This is a genomic window from Maritalea myrionectae, assembly GCF_003433515.1.
Lineage (GTDB): Bacteria > Pseudomonadota > Alphaproteobacteria > Rhizobiales > Devosiaceae > Maritalea > Maritalea myrionectae.
Genome location: NZ_CP021330.1, coordinates 1,679,250 through 1,698,587, shown reverse-complemented (window position 1 = coordinate 1,698,587; position 19,338 = coordinate 1,679,250). Strand labels below are relative to the sequence as shown.

At 50.4% G+C, this 19,338-nt stretch carries 18 protein-coding genes; 2 read left to right on the top strand and 16 right to left on the bottom strand.

All coding sequences use genetic code 11. The features are described from left to right. Window positions 1-38 precede the first annotated feature (38 nt). Window positions 39-230, bottom strand: a complete 192-nt coding sequence (locus tag MXMO3_RS08515) for an Arc family DNA-binding protein (protein WP_205468000.1) — start codon at window positions 228-230, stop codon at window positions 39-41. Window positions 231-336: 106 nt separating this feature from the next. Here MXMO3_RS08515 and MXMO3_RS08510 point away from each other — a divergent pair, with 106 nt between their 5' ends. Together MXMO3_RS08510 and MXMO3_RS19095 are read left to right on the top strand one after the other, a co-directional pair. Beyond that, a complete protein-coding gene (locus tag MXMO3_RS08510; protein ID WP_117395587.1) occupies window positions 337-621 on the top strand; it encodes an Arc family DNA-binding protein in 285 nt (94 codons plus the stop codon). 50 nt (window positions 622-671) lie between these two features. Further along, window positions 672-878, top strand: a complete 207-nt coding sequence (locus tag MXMO3_RS19095; protein ID WP_117395586.1) for a ribbon-helix-helix domain-containing protein — start codon at window positions 672-674, stop codon at window positions 876-878. A gap of 198 nt (window positions 879-1,076) precedes the next feature. Here MXMO3_RS19095 and MXMO3_RS08500 read toward each other — a convergent pair whose 3' ends face one another. The 15 genes from MXMO3_RS08500 to MXMO3_RS08430 all read right to left on the bottom strand — a co-directional run bounded on the left by MXMO3_RS08500 (window position 1,077) and on the right by MXMO3_RS08430 (window position 19,173). Next, window positions 1,077-5,201 carry a hypothetical protein gene (locus MXMO3_RS08500; RefSeq protein WP_117395585.1) on the bottom strand — a complete coding sequence of 1,375 codons (4,125 nt, stop codon included), beginning with the start codon at window positions 5,199-5,201 and terminating at the stop codon, window positions 1,077-1,079. Beyond that, window positions 5,201-7,855 (bottom strand): lysozyme, encoded by a 2,655-nt coding sequence (locus tag MXMO3_RS08495; protein WP_117395584.1) that lies wholly within the window; start codon window positions 7,853-7,855, stop codon window positions 5,201-5,203. Before MXMO3_RS08495 ends, MXMO3_RS08500 begins: the two co-directional genes overlap by 1 nt. Continuing rightward, window positions 7,855-8,298, bottom strand: a complete 444-nt coding sequence (locus tag MXMO3_RS08490) for a hypothetical protein (RefSeq protein WP_117395583.1) — start codon at window positions 8,296-8,298, stop codon at window positions 7,855-7,857. The genes MXMO3_RS08495 and MXMO3_RS08490 overlap by 1 nt, the downstream gene beginning before the upstream one ends. Beyond that, window positions 8,286-8,642: a hypothetical protein gene (locus MXMO3_RS08485; protein WP_117395582.1), complete on the bottom strand. Its 357-nt coding sequence runs from the start codon at window positions 8,640-8,642 to the stop codon at window positions 8,286-8,288. The genes MXMO3_RS08490 and MXMO3_RS08485 overlap by 13 nt, the downstream gene beginning before the upstream one ends. After that, window positions 8,635-11,388: a phage tail protein gene (locus MXMO3_RS08480; protein WP_117395581.1), complete on the bottom strand. Its 2,754-nt coding sequence runs from the start codon at window positions 11,386-11,388 to the stop codon at window positions 8,635-8,637. The genes MXMO3_RS08485 and MXMO3_RS08480 overlap by 8 nt, the downstream gene beginning before the upstream one ends. Then, complete coding sequence (locus MXMO3_RS08475; RefSeq protein WP_117395580.1) at window positions 11,388-12,011, bottom strand: phage connector family protein; 624 nt, start codon at window positions 12,009-12,011, stop codon at window positions 11,388-11,390. Before MXMO3_RS08475 ends, MXMO3_RS08480 begins: the two co-directional genes overlap by 1 nt. An 11-nt stretch (window positions 12,012-12,022) precedes the next feature. Further along, entirely contained in the window at window positions 12,023-12,517 is a 495-nt protein-coding gene (locus tag MXMO3_RS08470) for a hypothetical protein (RefSeq protein ID WP_162889190.1), read from the bottom strand. A 94-nt stretch (window positions 12,518-12,611) separates the two neighbouring features. Then, window positions 12,612-12,872, bottom strand: a complete 261-nt coding sequence (locus tag MXMO3_RS08465; protein ID WP_117395578.1) for a hypothetical protein — start codon at window positions 12,870-12,872, stop codon at window positions 12,612-12,614. A gap of 55 nt (window positions 12,873-12,927) precedes the next feature. After that, a complete protein-coding gene (locus MXMO3_RS08460; RefSeq protein ID WP_162889188.1) occupies window positions 12,928-13,752 on the bottom strand; it encodes a phage capsid protein in 825 nt (274 codons plus the stop codon). Window positions 13,753-13,932: 180 nt separating this feature from the next. Then, on the bottom strand, window positions 13,933-14,997 hold the full coding sequence (locus MXMO3_RS08455) for a hypothetical protein (RefSeq protein ID WP_117395576.1): 1,065 nt from the start codon (window positions 14,995-14,997) through the stop codon (window positions 13,933-13,935). Window positions 14,998-15,006: 9 nt separating this feature from the next. Then, a complete protein-coding gene (locus tag MXMO3_RS08450) occupies window positions 15,007-15,252 on the bottom strand; it encodes a hypothetical protein (RefSeq protein ID WP_117395575.1) in 246 nt (81 codons plus the stop codon). Continuing rightward, window positions 15,242-16,894, bottom strand: a complete 1,653-nt coding sequence (locus tag MXMO3_RS08445; RefSeq protein WP_117395574.1) for a portal protein — start codon at window positions 16,892-16,894, stop codon at window positions 15,242-15,244. The genes MXMO3_RS08450 and MXMO3_RS08445 overlap by 11 nt, the downstream gene beginning before the upstream one ends. Next, complete coding sequence (locus MXMO3_RS08440; protein WP_117395573.1) at window positions 16,895-17,107, bottom strand: hypothetical protein; 213 nt, start codon at window positions 17,105-17,107, stop codon at window positions 16,895-16,897. It lies immediately after the preceding gene. A gap of 1 nt (window position 17,108) precedes the next feature. After that, window positions 17,109-18,683, bottom strand: coding sequence for a terminase large subunit domain-containing protein (locus tag MXMO3_RS08435; protein WP_117395572.1), 1,575 nt, complete (start codon window positions 18,681-18,683; stop codon window positions 17,109-17,111). Then, window positions 18,667-19,173 carry a DNA-packaging protein gene (locus tag MXMO3_RS08430; RefSeq protein ID WP_117395571.1) on the bottom strand — a complete coding sequence of 169 codons (507 nt, stop codon included), beginning with the start codon at window positions 19,171-19,173 and terminating at the stop codon, window positions 18,667-18,669. The genes MXMO3_RS08435 and MXMO3_RS08430 overlap by 17 nt, the downstream gene beginning before the upstream one ends. Window positions 19,174-19,338 lie beyond the last annotated feature (165 nt).

The window sequence follows — 19,338 nt, the reverse complement described above, 5'->3', positions numbered from 1 at the left end:
TGTTGCCGTTTGGTTGATCCGCTCCAGCAAGAGCGGGTTTAGTTCGCGGTAGAGGGTGTATTGTTTGGTAGACCGTCACCCTCCACCGCCTCAGAACTGGCCAAGGCCCGCTCAAGAATCTTTACAAGCTCAGCATTCATTGACCGATAGTTGCGTTGTGCCCGTTCTTTTAGGCGCTCGCGCATCTGGTCGTCTGGAAACCGAACAATGAACTTTGGGTTATCTTTCACTCTAATTCCTTTCTGATGTCAAATTTGACACTAATGGCATATATGACACCATTTATTTTCACTGTCAAATGCAATATGGCATTTCTGACATTATTTTAGGTGAGCTATGAAAAAGAACCCCGTTGCCGAGTGGGATAAGTTTATGCTGCGAATGCCGCCCGGAATGCGCGACAAGCTCAAGAAGGTCGCTAATGAAAACAGCAACTCGCTAAACAGCGAGATTATTGCCCGCTTAGAGCAAAGCTTCAATTTGCACCCTACTGAGAAATCATTCGACGCTGCATTCACTCGGATGGAAAAAGCGACCATCGAAATGGAAGAGCGGTCTAAAGAACTCGAGAAGTACATACTCAAATTCAAAGCACTAGAGGAAGGGCGCAACCCCGAATAGGCCGACCCTCAATAAGGGATGATCTAGACAAACCCGCCAATCCGGTTACGATGCCAGCATGTTTAATCAATACTGCCAGAGACATGCCGGACAATAATGTAACGATACGACTCACTGATGAAATGACCGAAGCACTTGACTCGTTTCGCAAAGAGCAACAGGGTCGGCCATCTCGACCAGACGCCATACGGCGCATTCTGACCGACTATTTTATTTCTACTGGCAAAATTCCCTTTGAGGATGATGAAGACGGATAGCAAATACAGATGCGAAATATTTTAGACTCACTTACCAGTTTAGCCATTCTGGCTCTATTCTTGCTGGCATATTTCCCAGGCGGGACTATTGTAATGGGCGTCAGTTGTGACACCGATGATTTAGCGTGGTTTGATTGGCTTTTCTCTGTAATCCTTCCGGGATACGGACTCATCCGCGCAATATTCGGGTGCTAGGAACTATTCTACAGCCTCTTGCGCAAGCGGCTTAATACTTTGGTGCATGACAGAACGAACGCCTGGCAACGATGCGCCTGGCACTTGTCTGATCATCGCATTTACGCCTGATCTTGTGATTTCTTGATTGCTCAATTGCGCGGCAATCGTTGAGAGGTCTTTAAACAACCCGGCACTTGGCCCTAGCACGGCGCCAAGCTGGTTTCGGCTGGCATATCGACTTACACCGCCGCTTTGATCTTCATCGCCTGCCGCCGCCTGAATTGCCTTAGTGATACCCACTGGCAAACCCAACTTTTCAGCCGTGTTGGAAATTTCGAAAGGGATTGACAATATGCCAGTCCTATCTAATCCGTTTGCCACCCAAAGCCCGGGATTTTCAACAAGTTGGTCTGCTCGGCCCTGATCGCCGCGCTCTATAAACTTAAGCCATGAAATCATCATGCCGATTGCGCTGGCAAACACCAGTTGCTCTGCCATGCGGTGTGGACGCTCTTGCAATCCGGCGATCAGAACGCGCTGATGCGATGCGAGCCCAAAGCTTTTGAACTGCATGATCAACTTGCCCCAATTGGAGCGGGTCCAAAGTGGCTGATCAGATACACCCTTTGTTACAATCGTTCGGTCAACGTCTTTATTGAGTGCGGCGCCATAAATACGGCGCGTGGCCTCATCCCATTTTGACACGTCAGCGGCATGAATACCTCGATCAACGCTACCGTGCCGCTTGAATTGTTCGGCAATCTGACGGGCTTCCTTTTTGCCAATACCAAGAAATGCCAAATACTTCTTTTCAGCAGCCGGTGCTTTGTCATAATTCAGCGAGTGCTTGAGAATGCGGTTTTGTGTCATGACGCTTGCCATGGTTTTAACCGTATCGTTCCACCAGCCTAGACCTGTTGCCTTCGAAAACATATTTGATGAGTTTGACAGAAAGCGATCAAAGTTTGACCCATACCGATAAGGGTCTTGCAGATCCGCCAAGCTGGCCAATCGGCCTTGCAGCACCATTTCAGTTACAGCGCCAAGTTCACGCGCATCAGTTTTTGAAATCTTGACGGCTCGCACATTGGAAATCAGCGAAGGCAGAGCCTCGGTCATTGTTGCCCGAACGCCATGCACGCCAATAAGCCGCGCGGCATCAGACATGCTCGATAGCGTAACGCCACCCAACAGGCGAATATAGTTCCAAGTCAGCGCCGCTCGGGTCAATCCACCCCATGCACTGCTTTGCTCTGCTTGCCGGTAGGTGCCACGCATCATATCGCGGAACGCGCTCAGTCGCTCAATATCGGCCTTTTCCGCCTTGGTCAGCGCGTCACGTTCCTTTGGCGTTTTAGCTTTATCGCGCAAAACCTGATAATCGGCCTCTATTTCCTTTATTTGGTCTTTCATATCCGCCCGACCGAACTTACCTGCAAGCTCCACGTCCGCGCCCATGTCGCGGGCATAACGGCGCAAGATCAGTTCTATGTCGTTTTCAAGAAATTCTTCAATATCGGCATCAGGAATTGAAAAGGTACGCCCCTTCAAAAATCCGGTTTCAACTGGCACAATATAAGCAGGCACATCGCCCTTGCCGCGACTTGTCAAATTCGCGTAGATCGAGTTTACGACCTCTTTAACGTAGTCCTCCCGATCCGCTTCATTGACAAAATTTGGCATACCCTCTGGCGTTTTGGGTAACCGGGCTTCGAGCTTATCAGCATTTGCCTGTGTCGCGCGAATACGCTCATTAATGCGCGTCAAGTCAGAAAGTTTTGCCGACAGCTTATCTTCGACCCCAACACCGCTGGCGCGACGGAGAGTTGATACTTCTTTTTCAAGCCCTCGTTTTTTGGATTTAAGTACGGCCAAATCGCGCTTTTTAAGTGAAAACTCGATAAGACGCCTTGTGTTCGGAGACGTGCCGCGCTGGCCTTGAAGCCGAATAATCTCATCATTTAAAGTGTCAATCTTGCCCTGCAAGGCTTTTCGCTCAGCGTCGAGCGCCGATTGCGTCAGACGCAGGTCGTCAGTTTTCAAGTCAAAGGTTTCAAGTGCTTCATCCAACTTCGCCAGATCAAGAATAGCGCCTTCAAATTCTAGTGGAGCATCAAGCATACGCTTTACATCAGCCAATGTTGCATCGGAAGGTAGCCCATTGACCTCTAGCCAGTCCTGCACAACCGTTGATATGCTTTCCGCAATGGAATCGGCCTCAAGCATCTCGTCTGTTCTCAGCGGCGACCCACCAATTTCATCAGAAATAGCGTTTAAAACGGCTTGCCGATCAACAAAACCAGAACCATCCCCCGGCAAGTTTGTGAAAATTTCATTTTCGGATTTAACCAAATTGTCGACATCAGACAGCCCGCCACTTTTGCGGAATAGCCCCGGTCGCGTTTTTGGTGTGACCCCCATAGCCTTAAGCTCAGAAGCTAAGGTGCTGCCGGTTTTAACGCCACCTAAATCCTTGACCACCTGAAGAGTCGGAAATCTATCTCTAAAGGACTGCGGCTTCACTGCGGCTTGCGCCTCTTTGAATAGATCAAGAAACCGTTTGTTTGCATCGCCGGTGCCAACAACTTCCTCAGCACTCATCTTTGGCATTTGCTCAGATGTGCCCTTGAGGCGACCTAACGTTTTCTTTTGCTTGCCGGTTACATTGCCTCGACGCGATACCCGCTTGTCTATTTGAGACACGACGCGTTCAAGACGTGCATCCAGGCGCTCGATATTCTTTTGCAGATCACCCGCGCCCAAGATACGCTTGGACAAATCAACCTCATCACGCCGCACCTCTTGCTTGGCAATAACTTGGTCGGCCCATTTCTTCACCCGCGCTTTGAATTGAGGCTCAAATGCAATAAGCTTTTGCTGATTCCAAAGCCGTGAAACATAGCTTGGAGCGGTGCGCACCTCAATGTCATCAGGCAATACGCCAACTTCCTGCGCACGCTTTAGCAATGGGCTGAAAATCTTGTCACGCGCCAGCTTTGCCGCTTGAGTGACATACTCATTCCCATTGGGGTCAATATCGTTTCGACGTGCAGCGACGGCCACGGCCTTGTTAAAATCCGTTCGAGTGCCACCAAACCCGGCCTGGCGAGCTTTTCGATAAAGACCATTGCGGCCAGCAACAGCACCGATCCATTCGCCCAAAGCTCCGCGTGAGTATTGTTTGACCAAGTTTTCAACTGATGACCCAAGGGTTTCACCCTCCATATTCATGCGGGTATAGATGGGGTTGTCGACCAACTGGTTATAGATACGTCGCACCGCTGTTGACGGAGATAGCATTGTTTGCACGCCTGGATTAATGCGCAAAGCGGCAGTCGCATCGGCAACTTTTTTTGCGGCATTACCCCCAACGTCCAAGTCGTCAAGCGTTATGGCCTTAAGCGGGTCCTGGTAAGCGGCTGCACCGACACCTTGAGCCTTTTGCACCAAAGCGTCAGAAACCTCGTAAACATTCATCCCATCGTCTGCAAACTCTGCTTGCGTCCTATCGCCCAATCCTTTGAAGTCGCGGGCATTAATGAATTTAGAAGCCGTGGCGCCCAAAATGCCGCCCAGCAAAGCGCTTCCGCTAATGTTAAGCACTGTTTCTTCACCAGTCCGCACCTCTTGCGTGGCCTGCAAACCAGCCTCTTGAATGCCAGTAGCATAGCCAGACGCAAGCCCAACATTGACACCAGATTTTGTGGCGCTGAACCCGGCACGGCCCGATTTGACCAATGCACCGCCTGGTAAAAGAATAGTCGGGTCAGTGATTGCGGCAACGCCAGACAGGCCAATGCCTACCCACCCCGACGCATCAAGGATTTTTCTATCCTCAATTTCCTGATCGATTTGTTGTTTGATTATTTCGGCCGACTTTTGATTATAGACCCCTACAAAGCGACGATTATATTGCTCATAGCCTTGCAAATCGTCAAATACATCATAGTCAGGATCGAGCCGCTGAAATTCTTCACTCTGGCGCGCAAAATACGTTGGCGCATAGGTTAAAGCGCTACCGATCAAATTCTCTTGCCGATAGGCGGCGCCCAACGTTTCCAAAAATGCGGGCTCGGGCTCATCATATTGCGACAAACCCGGTGTGCCTGGCGCGCTATATAATGGCTGCGTTTTGTTAAACGGCATTAATTGCCCCCCATAATGCCCATATCACGGCCCATTTGCGACATAAAGTTGCTCTCATTGAGTAGCGGGTCATCTGTCTGTTGCTGTTCATTGCGTTTTTGGCGATCTTCATTAATTTTGCGAATTTCTTCTAGTGCCATCTCGCGCACCTCGCCGGGGTTGGCGCCCCCTTCTTTGGCTTTTGCAACCGCGTCTTTAATTCTGTTCTCTTCTTCAATGCCGGTTCGCACATCATCACTGCGTTCACGCGATGTTTCAATCTGGTCGGCCTGTTCTTCTTGCACCGCATCAATTTCAGCACGAGGATCTGCAGAAAATGGAAAGTTGAACTCTTGCACAACATCACTGCTATTTGCGCGGTAAAGCACCTTGTAAAGTGGCGCTTGCCCAAGCTCGAGGCTTTTTTCTGTGCCATCATATGGTTGCAAGAACACATCGCCGGGCTCAATCACCGCTCCCAGCTCTTCCGATAGCGCATCGGCAGCCTGTTGCCGAATATACTGGTGTGTTCCATCGGCCCCGACCGGGTAGGTCTTTTCTGGTGGCAGACGAACAATCGACATATCACCGGACGCGTCCATTTCAGTTGGTCCGTAAAGACGATTAAAACGATCAGCTGCAAACTTTTTGGCCAAATCGCCATCGCCCTGTGCTTCAACATAAGCCTCCTTGAGCAATTCTTTATATTCACCGGTAATTGCGGCCTCCTGCAAAGGATTAAAGCCCAATTGCGCGGCACCCATGCCGATTAGGTTGCCGACAACAGGCACGCCGCCCTGCCCAATATTTTTCAGGATTGAGCCCGGCTTGCTGTTTTTTTTCAAAAACTCTTTGGCGTCATCGCTTTTCAGGAATTGTTCGCGCTTTGCCTGTTTTTCAGGGTCATTCAGCGCGATTATCTTTTGCGCAGCAGCTTCGACAGGCAGTCCCATATCCTGCGTGTAAAAGTCATAGGCCGTAGCCGTGGCCGCGATCTTGTCGCCTTGCGCATTTTGTCGTAATGCAAACGGATCAATCTGAAACAGCCGTGATGCCAGCTGGGCGCCTTGCAATACCTGTTGCGGATTACCGCTTGAAACATCGTTCAGCAGCCGGTTTTGTGTTCGGTCAGGGACTATGCCGGAATTGTCGAAGAAAGAGGCTGAGAGTGCGTCTATTTGCTCGCGTGACGCCTCTTCGCTGACTAACTGGCCTTCCAATCGCTCATATGCGTTGTTGCCCAGCTTCTTTTGATCGCTATCGAGCGGGTTAAGCCGTGGCGCGGAGCCAGCATGCAACCCTTCAATATAACCCATAGCGGCAAGCTGGTCTTGGTTTTCAGAACGAAACGAGCGCAACAAAGTGGCCTTTTTACCATCATCTAAAAACTCATCATTCAGAATTTGGCTTTCTGCAACAACCTCACCTGTCAGAATACCAAGGCCAAGAGCTTCGGATCTACGAGTTTGCTCGGCCCGAATTGCCGCTACATCAGCCGCCTGCCGATCTGCAAAAGTCTTTTGCGCTGTAGCGTCTATTTGTTGGCGCTGCTCGGGTGAAAGGGACTCATACCAAGCCGGGTTAATGTCGCCTTGGATGATACGGGCCTCCCGCATACGTCGATTGCGATTAACCCCCTCATTGTCACCTGCAAGGCCTGCAACTGCAGAAGCTATCGACTGCGGGTCGCCGCTCTCAACTTCATCAATGATGCGATCGGGCAAGGAACCGTAATTGTATGAAACCGATGTAAGCGCTGCCTGAATGTTTGGCGAAAATGAGTTCCATTTGTCTTGGCCAATTTGCCCTATAACAACGCTTTGAAACTCTCCAATGCGGCGTTGCAAATCTCGCTCGGCATCGGCCCGCGTGATAACCATCCCAGGGCGCACTTTTTCAACGGTGCCGTCTGGCCGCGTTACTGTATCTGAGCCATAGCCAACGCGGTATGCGTTTACGTCCCAGTATGGCTTAGGACGAAACCCTTCAAAGCTTCGCAGGATAGATGCGGAATCATTGCCAGCCGCAACAACATCAGGATTTTGTTTAACTGCCAACAAGCCACGGCTGAACTGCGAATTATTGATGAACTCTTGCCGCGTACGCTGTGCTTGCGCTGGTGTAAGTAGCCCCGAACCAAGGCCAACCTCAATGCTAGCTTCCATATCAGCCAGAGCCTGATTTTTCTGCTGCTCGTTCGTATCGGGATCGACGTATATCCGGCGATTGGTTTCTAGTGCATCGTTGAAGGCAACCAGCCCTGCCTGCTCTTGCAAGGCATTACCCATATCAAAAATACTGTCATTTAGCCGCGCAACTTTGGGCTGCTGGCTCAAGCGCCAACGTTCTCGCATTTGCGGATCGCGTATAACATCCGCCGCAGTTTCTACGATTTTCGATGATTTTTCAGGCGCCCGCTTATCGAAGGTAGAATAATCACCATCACGCTCAAACTCATTTTGGAGGGCAAGTGACTGCTCAGTATAGATTGCCTCAGCGCGTGAAATATCGATAGCGTTTTGCTTGCGCTGAATGTCTTCTGCAACAACGCCTAGGCTGGCACCAAGCGACTCAATACCGCGACCAATAGCTGACGTGTCTGCGGATGAAATCGTTGTGCCTGTCCGAAAAGAACCCGGGCGCGAAAGGTTCTCTTTTGTTGGAAGTTTTGCCATTAACCAAATGCCCCGCTTGTATTTAACCCTCTGATACCGCCACCGACAGCCTTGGTTACGGAGCCTAATAATGTGGCTGCGCCTTCGCGGCGGCGATTGGATGCAGCATTAAAAAGACCTGATTTCCGGCTTTTCCCGCCAAACATCTCGACTTGTGCGTTAAATTCGCTTTCTCTTGCTGTGCCGCTCATAAGTTTTAGAATTGTGGGGGCGTCATCACCCGCTCCAGCTCCAGATGCAGCAGCTAGTGCTTGTTGGCGCGACATAATCAAACGGCCCTCCTGCCGCTTAATTTCTGCCTCGCGCTGAGAGGCGGCGAATTCTTCCTTGCCCTTGGCCTCAAGTTGGCGCGCTTCATCCTGGGCTGCAGCATTAGCGGCAATGCCGCCAGCAATTGTGCCAGCCGCGCTAACCACTGTAGCGATAGTCGCTAAGCTTGCCATACATAAATCTCCTTGCCGCTCTCCGTATAGGCGAGTTTAAAGCCCACAAGCTTTAATAAGCGCGATGAGGTGGCGAATTGTGCATCTCGGGGGGTGTAAACTTCCATTTCACCGACCTGCACGGCACGGCGCAACAATTGCTTTGCGCATCGCACAACATGAAGAGCAGACACATTTTGGGGCTTAGCGCTCGAAAACCACATCCAGCACTTTCCTTCGATCCAAGCGAGTCCGCCCAATGCGTCAACCCCATCTGATATGCTCGCATACCCGAAAATCGGCGCATCCAAATCATCGCCCAAAATATCACCTGAGCGCCCAACCAATTTCACGATCTCACCCATTAGTTTCTACATCAAGAATAAGTGAAACAAATTTTGCAACATTGGGGCTTCTTACCTCCAAACAGACGCGACTATCTACATCCCACCCCCCGTCAAACTCTAACTTTGTGTCGTCGAATACAGTAGATGAAATCTCGTCGGCGCTTACTCCGTCTACCAGTACCGGCAAAGGATCAAGCGGATGATCTGCATTGTCAAATTCTGGACCGTATTTTACACCATCGCGGACGAACTCCGTTAGCACCATGTTTATGTTGTTGACTTTTTTGATCTGGCCCATCGCAGTCCCGCCCTCGCCGCCATACGCCAGCCTCGCTGATTTGTAACGCGCCGTATAAGGCAAGCCGACAACCGCGTTTGTAACCGCTGTAGAAAGCGTGATCTGTCCGCTTGTGACAGTATAGGTGTCGATTAGAGGCGATCCATCAGCCCAAACTCTCACCTCTTCACCTTCAAGATGATCCAGCCCTGTTAAAGTGGCAGTCGATGAAATATCCCGATAGATTTTGCTACTATCCAATGAGACGCAGATATTATTTGGCAGCGCTTCACTGTCTTTAGCCAGTTTCTCGACATATCGAACAGTAGAGCCGTCGATAGTTCGCTTCACACTAAAATAGACGTTATCTGCGCTGCTGCCAGGCAACACGGCGACGCTTTCTACCTCACCGTCAGCGACAATTACAGTCGTAAACGCTAGCACCTCATCTTCCGGCTCATAGACCAAGCAAACAACAGACCCATCATTTAGAACCGCCCAAATGCGCGTTTCTGGTCTGCGCTGTACAGCAAGCTGCTTTACACCCGCATCAAAAATGTCGTTTGTCAGCTTCGATATTTCGTGAGCCTTGTAGTCTCTTTCCCCTCCGTCAAAAACGAGGTGGAAAAGCTTTTTCCCGCTACGCTCTACAAAAATCCCGCGATTGTCCACACTGACTGCATCAACATTGGCGCAGCCAACACTATCGAACGCCCGTAGGGTGAAGTCGGAAGGCGTGAGCGGTGTATCGAATGAGGAAGAGCGTGCACTTATCGTGGCGCCGGACGTGCCAACCACCAGCCTTTGCAGTGGTAAAATCCATTGGGCGCCATCCACACCGCCCGTAGCAATCGACCTGGCAATAGTGCCCGCGTCGCCCTCAAAGTCTTCATCGAAGCTCTCATACGCATCAGAAATGGAACCCCATATCTTATCGAACCTTATCCAAAACAATCGGCCATCAAAAAGAGCAGGTGCAGAAGGAAAGCCATAATAGGATGACCAGGCGCAAGGCTTCCATGCAGATGATAACCCGGTACCTTTAATTGGCGAAATAACGTTGCCTAAAGAGCCGACAGTCAGGCTTTCATAATGCTTCCTAAAAATACCCGTGCCGCCATATCCACCATAGGAAATATCTATTTCAGCGCTACCAGATGTGTAGTCCCCTCGGCTGAATCCTAACCGGTAGTAGACAATAGCGTTGTCGTCATCGTCTTCATTTTTTATCGAGGTCTTATTGGTTGTGATGTCTATGGTTGCGGAAGCAGTAGACTCTCTAAAATCTTTATACCCGAAATCGGCAGCATCAAATGAACGTTGCCATTTTAATGTGCCAGTCCATGTACCTGAAATTGTATATGTCCATTCACGATCATGCCAATTTGCCGATTTAATGCCTGTAACTCTGATTGGATCTGTGAACTGCGCTTCTGCCGATAGAACGGTGTTTACGCCGCGATCTGAATGCTCAACCTTGACAAAGTCCTTCGGCCCTACGGCTGGATGGTTGTCCAGCCCTAAATTGGGGCCGGAACTTGTTCCTTTCACTAGCTGAAAAAACTCAGTGCTGTTAAATTCGATCTGATCTTCTGCCGCATAGATATAATTAGCCCAAGGCCCGTCAAAAGGCGCGAATTCAACAATACTCCAAGACTCAGCAGAGCGGCGTTCAATTCTCTGCGGTCGCCCTGTTATTCCGACGCCGACAAATATAACATCTGCACTTTGTGCCAATCGCACGTTCTGCAGATCGTTTGTGGTCCATGGCGCATCAATTTCCACGACACCTGCCGCTTCTACCTGGCAAGACTGCAACACCCCGACACCATTTTCTTCTCGCGTGAATTCTATGTAATAGCTGGAAGTGGTCGGCGTAAATGCTAAAGAATGAGTGCCCGGCTTCAACGTTGTTTTAGCGAAAAAATTATCAGTGCCCGTAGCACTACCACATTTGAAACGCAGCGACCCAGAATGTACTCTAATCCGCAAGGCATGTTGTTCGTTAGCATTTGAAGTACTCACCGCCTGCCGAATACCAGCAATGCCACCCTGGCCTGTGACGTTCAACTCAATTCCTGTAAAACCATACGTTGCGCCAAAGGCTATACCTGTATCTTGAACGTTTCCCCCATCTGTGGAGATGTCCGTATAATCGATCAGATCGCTGCCAACCGTACTTGTTACAGCCCCACGCGTAAGCAGCGCATCACTGTTATAAATACGCAGCTTCTCATCGCCAAATTCTAGTAATGCCGAGTCTGTGGCGCCGAACACAAATTCACGCAACAGGACTTCTTCGCTGGAAGGCGTTTCCGCAATATACTCTGTCCCCGGGCGTACGAACATAGCGCCAGTGGTTAGCGGCAATAAATTTTGCTGCTGCTCGGCGGCCAACCGCATTCGCTCCAAATCAACGCGCGGCAGTTTATCCTTGTCCACAACCCCAATATTAAAGGCGTGGTGAAGTGTACGAACGCGGCCCATTACATGCGATCCCGCTTGCTGCGGCGACGGGCGCCAAACCTGCGAGTGGTCCACGTGCCTGCGGGCGCAAACTTCACGCGCTCGTCTACCGCGTCGAGCCGCCTTGCTTCGTGCAGCTCGTCGCGTGCAATTACAACCGCTGAGTTACGGATGCTGACATCCCCAGTAATCTCCAAGGCAACTTTTTCAGCTAAATCTGCTGCTACAGCCTTGGCGAACGGGCGCGGCCAATCATTGATTGAATAGCCATATGCGGTATCATTGGAGACATATTTTACATAAATCGTATCGACGTCCGCATACCAGTTATCCTTGTCATCATCATAACGAAGCAACCCGCTTTCGAGTTCTGGCGAGTCCGATATGCTTGCCAACCGCACATAATCATCAGGCTTGGTGAATGCATAATCCAGACCAAAGTTGGGGTCCAAATCTGTGTCTGCAGAAATCTCTACCTTTTTAAAGGCAAAGTTCCAAAGCCCTTTAGACAATACGTCATCGACCGAGTTGTTGTACTCACGATCAAGCGCACGGCGGGCTTTACCTTCTTCGGTTAACGAAGCCAAGGCACGCTGCCGTACATGCCGCAACGCCTCATTATAAACTGAAAGCTTATCCGCCATGCGTCAAATCCTTACTCGTCAGAGTCCGTTTCGCCGTTCATCTCTTTGAAATGCGCTTGCGCGGCTTTGACCGCTTGCTCTTTCGTCTCCAAGCTTTTGGCGATGCCGCTAGCCTTACCATCGATATCTAAATCAACGGCATAGCCCCAACGATTGGAGTGCGTAATTTTGTACCCTTCTGGGAGGTTTTCAACGATAGCCTCAGCCGCCTCCAGATCATCACGACTATTGCGTCCCTCTTGAATGTTTTCTCGCAGCACACGCACTTTCACAATGCGATCCACGTTTGAGATTACGCGAAGCTGCACATCCAAAGAAAAATCGCTGGATAACACGTCAATCAATGTGCCGGGCAAAAGTAAGCCGTCATGATGCGACCAGAAAACAGGCTTTAACAGGTCTTCTAATGTTACATCATTGCCAACGTTTACATGATAGTGTGCACGAGAATAATCGGCAGTATTGCGGATTGCCGAGGATGGCAACCGCTTGAAATCTTTTGTCATAATTGCCTCATTTTGTGATTGTGGCTTTGGGGCGGAATAAACCCGCCCCACGACCACGATAGAGGCGTACCATGGCCGCTAGGCCGCAATACGCTTAAGCTAGAATTGCAGGTGAGATTGTAGCCGCGCCGTCAGTTGTCACTGCGGTTACCACATGGATAGTTGCGCCAATGGTGGCAGTGGTTTTAACCACAATCACAACATCATTCACGCGCATACCAAGCGCATCACCGTTGGAAAAATAGTCAGTCGCATCAACATCTGTATGGATGTCCTCTGATGCATAGACCCAAACACTGTTTGTGCCTACATCGCCCGCAACCACATTGGGCGGGTTAGTTGTTGCATAAGCCATTTGAATAGCCCTTTACGATTTTTAGAAAAGAAAAGGGAACCGAAGCTCCCTAAAATTATGCCGTCGCGTCGTGGGTGTATTTCACCACGCCACTGTTTTGGAGCAACTTAGAGCCGTGATAAACTTCGGCGCGAGACCAAGAGAAACCTTGCTCTTCGTTGTAGCCAGCAAAGATCTTGTCTTCGGTGACATCGCCCGCGTAACCAATGGCGTCACGGTGGAAGAAATAACAGGTCTCAGAGTTTGTGCCCAAGCCATCTACCAAGCTGGATACAATCCAATTGAATCCATACCAACGCGCAACCTTTTTGGCTGGACCGGCAAGCGGCTTCATCTCGACATAATCTGCACTTGAGAATTGCTCTAAGTTGCGCAGATTCGTCATGAGCTTTGGTGAAACAACAGCGAACATATTCTCCTGGTCATCGATAGGAACATGAGCCTCGCCAAGAGTTGCTTGAACCTCACCAAGCTGCGCCAATGTAACTGCGCCCGTGCCAGATGTTACGGTACCCGCTGACAGGGCATCTAGAATTGTCAAATCGACATCGCGGTTGATCACGCCTACAGATTCGTTGCGCATCAACTTGTCCTGATCACCTTGAGACGCAAACACATTAAAGCCTGTCAAGCGATAAGGTGCGTGCTTTTCTTCAAGAGTTGCAGTGACTTGCGAGTTGGTTGGGTTGTTATATGGAATGTTCCCATTCGCGCCGCGCGTAATAGCACGGTCAGTTGCATTGCCCGCTACGAGGAACGTGGCTTGATTGCCCTTGATGACCATTTCTTTAGTTGTGGCCATACGGAGCATTGATTGGCGCTGCGCAAAGGCGGCGACCATTTCTTTTCGGTACTGGATTACTGCAGCTTCTACAGACATTGTACCCGATCCTTTCATTAAAAGAACAGAGCCATTGCTGCGAAGGGTGTCCGCGTGTTTATCCGTGCTGCGATCGCAGGGTGTCGGCTAAAACGTACGGGGCTTGCATATAGGCAGGTGAAGAGAAAAGCGCCGGGGCCAATTAAGGGGTGACCTTTGCCTTTCAAGGTTAGATAGACACTACTTCTTGCGCTTTTCCTCGCGCGCGTAGATCTCGGTGAGTTCCTTTTTCAACGATGAGTCTGAATCCCATTTGTCGATGTCGGAATCTCGAATTTTTTCAAGCTCAGCTTTGCGCGAGTTGTGTGCGGCTTCACTGTCTGAATCGGCAAAAACTGGGTCGCCAAATTCCCGGCGACCGAGTTCGGCCATGTGAGTGATGAATTCTGGAATATTGCCAAGCTTGCGACCATCTTCCAACTTGAGATTATTCCAATCAGGGCCAACGCCTGGAATAGATTCGACCATACGCGACGCCATAGAAAGGTTGGCGCGGTATTCGGGCCCCCACTCTGCCCGCAAATCGTCCTCTGCTTTCGTTTTAGCAGTCCGGTCGGCCTCAATTTCCTGAGCCATCGCGGCTTCTTGACGTTCTGCATACCATTCAATGGCCAGATCAAGCTCCTGTGGTGTTGCGCCGCGCTCATGGGCGAACTCCGTAAAGTCTGCCAGCATTGGCTTATCGTCGTCCCCAAGCCGCTTCAAAACGCTATCATTGAGCTTGTAGCCGTCAGCGCTTTCAGGTAGCCCCATCTCTTTGCGATATTTTTGCATCGCTTCTTTGTCAGCAGGGTCAGGCCGCTCAGGCGCTTTATTGCCTTGTGAGATTTTGCGGTTAGCCTCAGCCAACGCGCGTGCCATCGAGGGCAGTGTGGTGTAGCGACTAAGAAGGCTTCGAACCTTTTTGTCGCCGTTCGCGATCTGATCGCGCATTTCATCCGTCAGTAACAGCTTTTCGCCATCATCAGATGACTTGTCGTCCTTTTGGTCTTCCTCGCCTTCCGACTTATCCGCATCATCAGTCTTTTGCTTATCGTCTTGAGACTGGTCGTCACTCAATAAAGTGGCGTCATCGTTTTGCTGATCTTTCTCGCCATCGGACGGACTTTGATCATCTGTGGCTTGCTTTTTGTCTTGAGCGTTAGTCTCTGCGTCGCCGCCCGAATTACCGCCATCATCAGCAGGCATAAAAAAAGGCGCCTCATGAGCGCCATTAAGCAATAGTCGTTTTAGAATGTGATCCATGTTCGCCTCTTATGGATTTGGTTTTGGGTTGCTTGAAGGCGTTGACGCATCAATAATGCTCTGACCCACAAAGCGCTTGCCTTCGTTAAATGCTGTTTCGTATGGATCTTGCCTGAAAGACATGCCTTGAACCTCAGCAATCTGCTGAACGATCCAATTAAAGAACACCACTTGTTGAGTGTCGTTCGCTGTGCCTTGGCGCACAGCCATAGCTGCTGCCCGCTGGCTATCATCACATGGGTATTTAGGCTGCATTTAATCCCGCCTCTTGCGCTGCCATCTCTGCCTCAGCAACATTCTGCGTAACTTGCGCGCCCGAATTGGCCAAAACCGCCGCCTGCTCAATTGCTTGAAGTGCTTTATCGGCCTGTTTATCGTCTTGCACTTGGTCTTCATCGCTAAACCATTCAGCCTTTGCGCCAGCACCGCGCATCGCATCATCGTACGCCTTGCTCCAATCGATTGATTTTGTAACGCTTTGGTCGACCTGCGCGGCCGCTGCAGTGATCTGCAAGCCCTCTTTAAACGCGGCCAGGTTTTTAGCGCCATCGACCTCGCGAAGCGGGCTTTCGAAATCAAAGATGACGTCAACGTCTTGCAACTCATCTGGCATTTCACTGATCAAATCTTTGAAGATCCCCAACTCGAGTGCCATATCAAACGATACATCAAGCAATGGGGAATGGTACTCCGCTTCGATTGGCCCAAAGAATGGCAAGGCCGCGCGTCTAAACTCTTCCATCCGCTGCGCCGTTTCAAACGCTGTCATTTCGCGTACGTTTGGTAGGAACAGCTTGTTCAATAGAAATGCTTCGTGGATCATCCGGCGATAGTCTTCCTGCATCCGCAATCCGACATTAAAATCACCAGAAGGCGGCAACTGCATAACCTGATCACTTAGCTTTGTCCCCTCCCCTAGATCCACACTGGTGAAACCACCAGCGTAAAAGTTGAGATTATCCCGGAAGACGTTCGCATTGCCGAGGATCGGGGTGTCAACGGCTTTCTCACCAGTTTCTAGAAGCGTTTCGGTCACAACCTGCAGTGATCGGCTGTCAGGCAACGCAACCACCGTCATAGGGCTGAACCCTTGCGGGAAGCGACCAGCGCGCCTTGCACGAGGCACAACAAAGTTAAAGCGCTTTAGACCCGACTCGCTTAGAACAACGCTGTTGTCGCAATCGATGTAGATCGAAGCAAACTCATTATCGCCAAATTTTTTGCGGCGGTCATCTTTATCATAATTAAGCTCGTCAACAGGCAGAACGACTTGACGCACTTGAACATGCTTTGACCCGTCTTCTGTCGCCAATTGCTTGACAGTATCGTGAGCAGTCTTTGGATAGCGCTTCATAATTGCACGCGCTGTCATTGGCGCCTTGCGATGGAGGTGGTCGACCTCGCCCCGCTCATTCTCCATCCATGCGCAATCACGCGGATGATAGGCTTTGAAGATCAAATGCTCACGGCCTGAATCTGTTTGGACGCAAAGTACAGGGTTGCCGAATGTCACCCAATCATGATCAGCCTCAATGGTAGCACCGACGAAATTTGCGCGGCGGTCATATAGTGCTTGGCGAAACCGCTTGGTCGCTTTTTCCAGCCACTTTTCATTCGTTGGCACATCATCAATCGTTTCAATGCCTGTATGGGCGCGGAACCAGTTACCTTGACGCAACATGGCATTTGGCGCATTACCCAACGTCTCGCGAGCTTGTACGCCTGTACTTTCCATCAGATCAGTCTGGAAGTCAGTTCCAAGATTGAATGATGTCGTAAAGTCGGCCCGCAAAGGGTGGAAGTGCTCCGCGATCTCTTGGCAAAGCTCATCCCATTCGCTTTTTTTGTTAAATAGCGTGTCACCGGTGTTTTTCAGGCGATTTGCGATGTCTTGCATCTATTTAGCCTCGCCCAAAAGTGTATTGCTGTAAGATTGCGTGCCTGGAGCGCCCTGCATTGGTCGACTGAGAATTGTCGAAGAGCGGCCAGAACGATTTGAAATCTCTTGCCTCTTGCGGCGTTCAATTGCGATATGGCGCGGGTCGTTGCGATCCGGCATCCGCTTTGGCTCTACTTTCCTCTGGCCACCACCGCCAAAAATACCACCCATTTTAACGTCTCCGTTTCTTTCGGCTCGCATGGCCTAAATTAACTTTCACGCTGCCCCGGTGCGCGGTAACCTTGTTTCGCTGTGCTTGGCCAAACCTGTGTAAAAGCATGGCCAAAACGTCAGACTCATCAGTTGAACGGCCAAGACGCTTTTTGACTTCGTCTTTGCTTTCAATCTGGATTTTATCGCCAGTAATCTTGTATCGAATCGCTGCAAGTTCAGCCTTTAATCTCGCCGAAGGCGGCAAAGCTATTGGCACGTGTGTCTTGCTTTCAGGGTCTAAGGCCTCCCGAAGCTGCCAATACATCTGCGCCCTGATATTTATGAAGCCCAAACCGCCGTTAATCGCGCTTGCAAGCGACTTTTTCGAATAGACAATGCCAAAGCAATCTATGCCCTGGTCCTGCTCTAAATGGCTTTTTACGCCAGAACCCCATCCGCCTGTATAATCAACACTCACATCTGCGCTATCGCGACGATTGCGCACAATATGCTTTGCAATCTCAGACGGGCTGGTAACATCAATGCCCTTGATAATGGTCATCTCGGGTATTGTATAATCATCAAAAATCGAGCCAATAACGAGGTTATCGGCGCCGCCCATGGCAATATCGGCAGAAATCGCAACCATCTCTCGACCAACAATAGATCGATTATGCCAGCGCTCCTGAGCCTCTTCGATCCAACGCGACGGAATGACCTGCCAATCATGGTCTTTTTGGCCCGCCATAAAGTCACCGTAGAGCAATTGAGAGCGCAAAGGCTCCGGCAGACTTTGGAGGCGCGCCTTATAGCCTGAATCCTTCAAATATGGGTTGTCATCCAACAATGACGGAATAAACGTGCGGCTCAGCGCTGTGTATGCTTCGCCATTTCGTTCATATTCGCCTGCTGCATCGACCCACTCAGTTTCGCCACCTACGACAATAGCCCAACGCAATTCGCCCGGTTCAGCGGGGTCGTCAAACATTGGGTCAAGCCAAGGGGCGAACTCTTCAATCATCCACCCGCCATCACCGCCACGAGGAGGGTTTGACCCTAGAATAGCTCGGCAGCGCTGCCCCTCTTTCGTGGATCGAAGCCAGCCAAGAAGTGAGAAGATTTGTTCTTTTTCAAATTCCGCCGCTTCATCGAACGCCATGTAGTCGCGGCCACGGCCCGCGTGCTTTCGCCAATCATCAGTTTGATTGAGGCCTGCCGCCTTTAGCGTGCGCCCATCGTCAAACTTGAATACGCTTTCTGAGCCGCCCACCCATCGGCCCAAACTCCCCTCGCCCAACTCTTTAACGAAAGAGATAATTCCGTCTAACTGCGTGGCCTCACGTCGAAAGATAATTCCATCTTGATGCCCTAGGAAAAAGGCGCCCACCTCTAACGCCGTTTTCCCTCCGCCTGCAGCGCCTCCATATAGGATTAGATCAGCCTCGCTCATAAGCGCGTTCAGTTGCGGCCCCGGCGTAGCAATAAACGGCTTCTCAAGCTCAGGCTTTACGAGTGTGCGAAGTTCGCTCTTCTGTTCATCTGTGAGTGAAGCAATAACGGCCTCAATCTGTGAAAGATCAAGCGTCTGGTTCAATCTTGATGCCTTTGGCGAGAATAGTGGCGATGGCCCTAGCTAAGTCCTTATCAGACGCTTTATGCTCCATTGGGCCACCCTCTGGCCCTGAATGTTCTTTCTTGTCAGCAAGTCCCAAATCGCGCGCAATAATGTTTGGGTTTAGAAGATCCGCAGCTGCGCCAGCAAACTTTTGCGTACGGATAATGTCCTCCACTTGCGTGATGACCCCCGCAAAATCTTTGTTCGCCTTGTATTCAGACCATGTTGTTTGCCCAATGTCCAAGAAGATGCAAAGGCCCGCGATGGTCATTGCGCGCATCTTGGCAACAGGCTCTTGAACAATGCCGCCCTTTGTATTGAACGGCTTTATTTCGTACAGCGGATTAGCTTCTACCCAATCAAAATACTCTTGGCAGGCTTTTTCAAGCTGATCAGGAGATTCAAAGATAGGCTTGCGTCCATGTGATGAACGAGCCTTCCAGAAGCTGTTACCAAGCGGAGCGGCCATCTAAACACCTCTTGTGTTGCCGAACGCCCCATGGGAGCGCTTCGATGCTTCGCAGTAAGCCTTGAAAGCCTCAAGCTCACTAGTGAATGTGCCCAAAAACATTGATTTTTTATTGGAATGGATATCGGCCCGCCACGCCCGGCTCGTCAATTACCGAAATTTCCA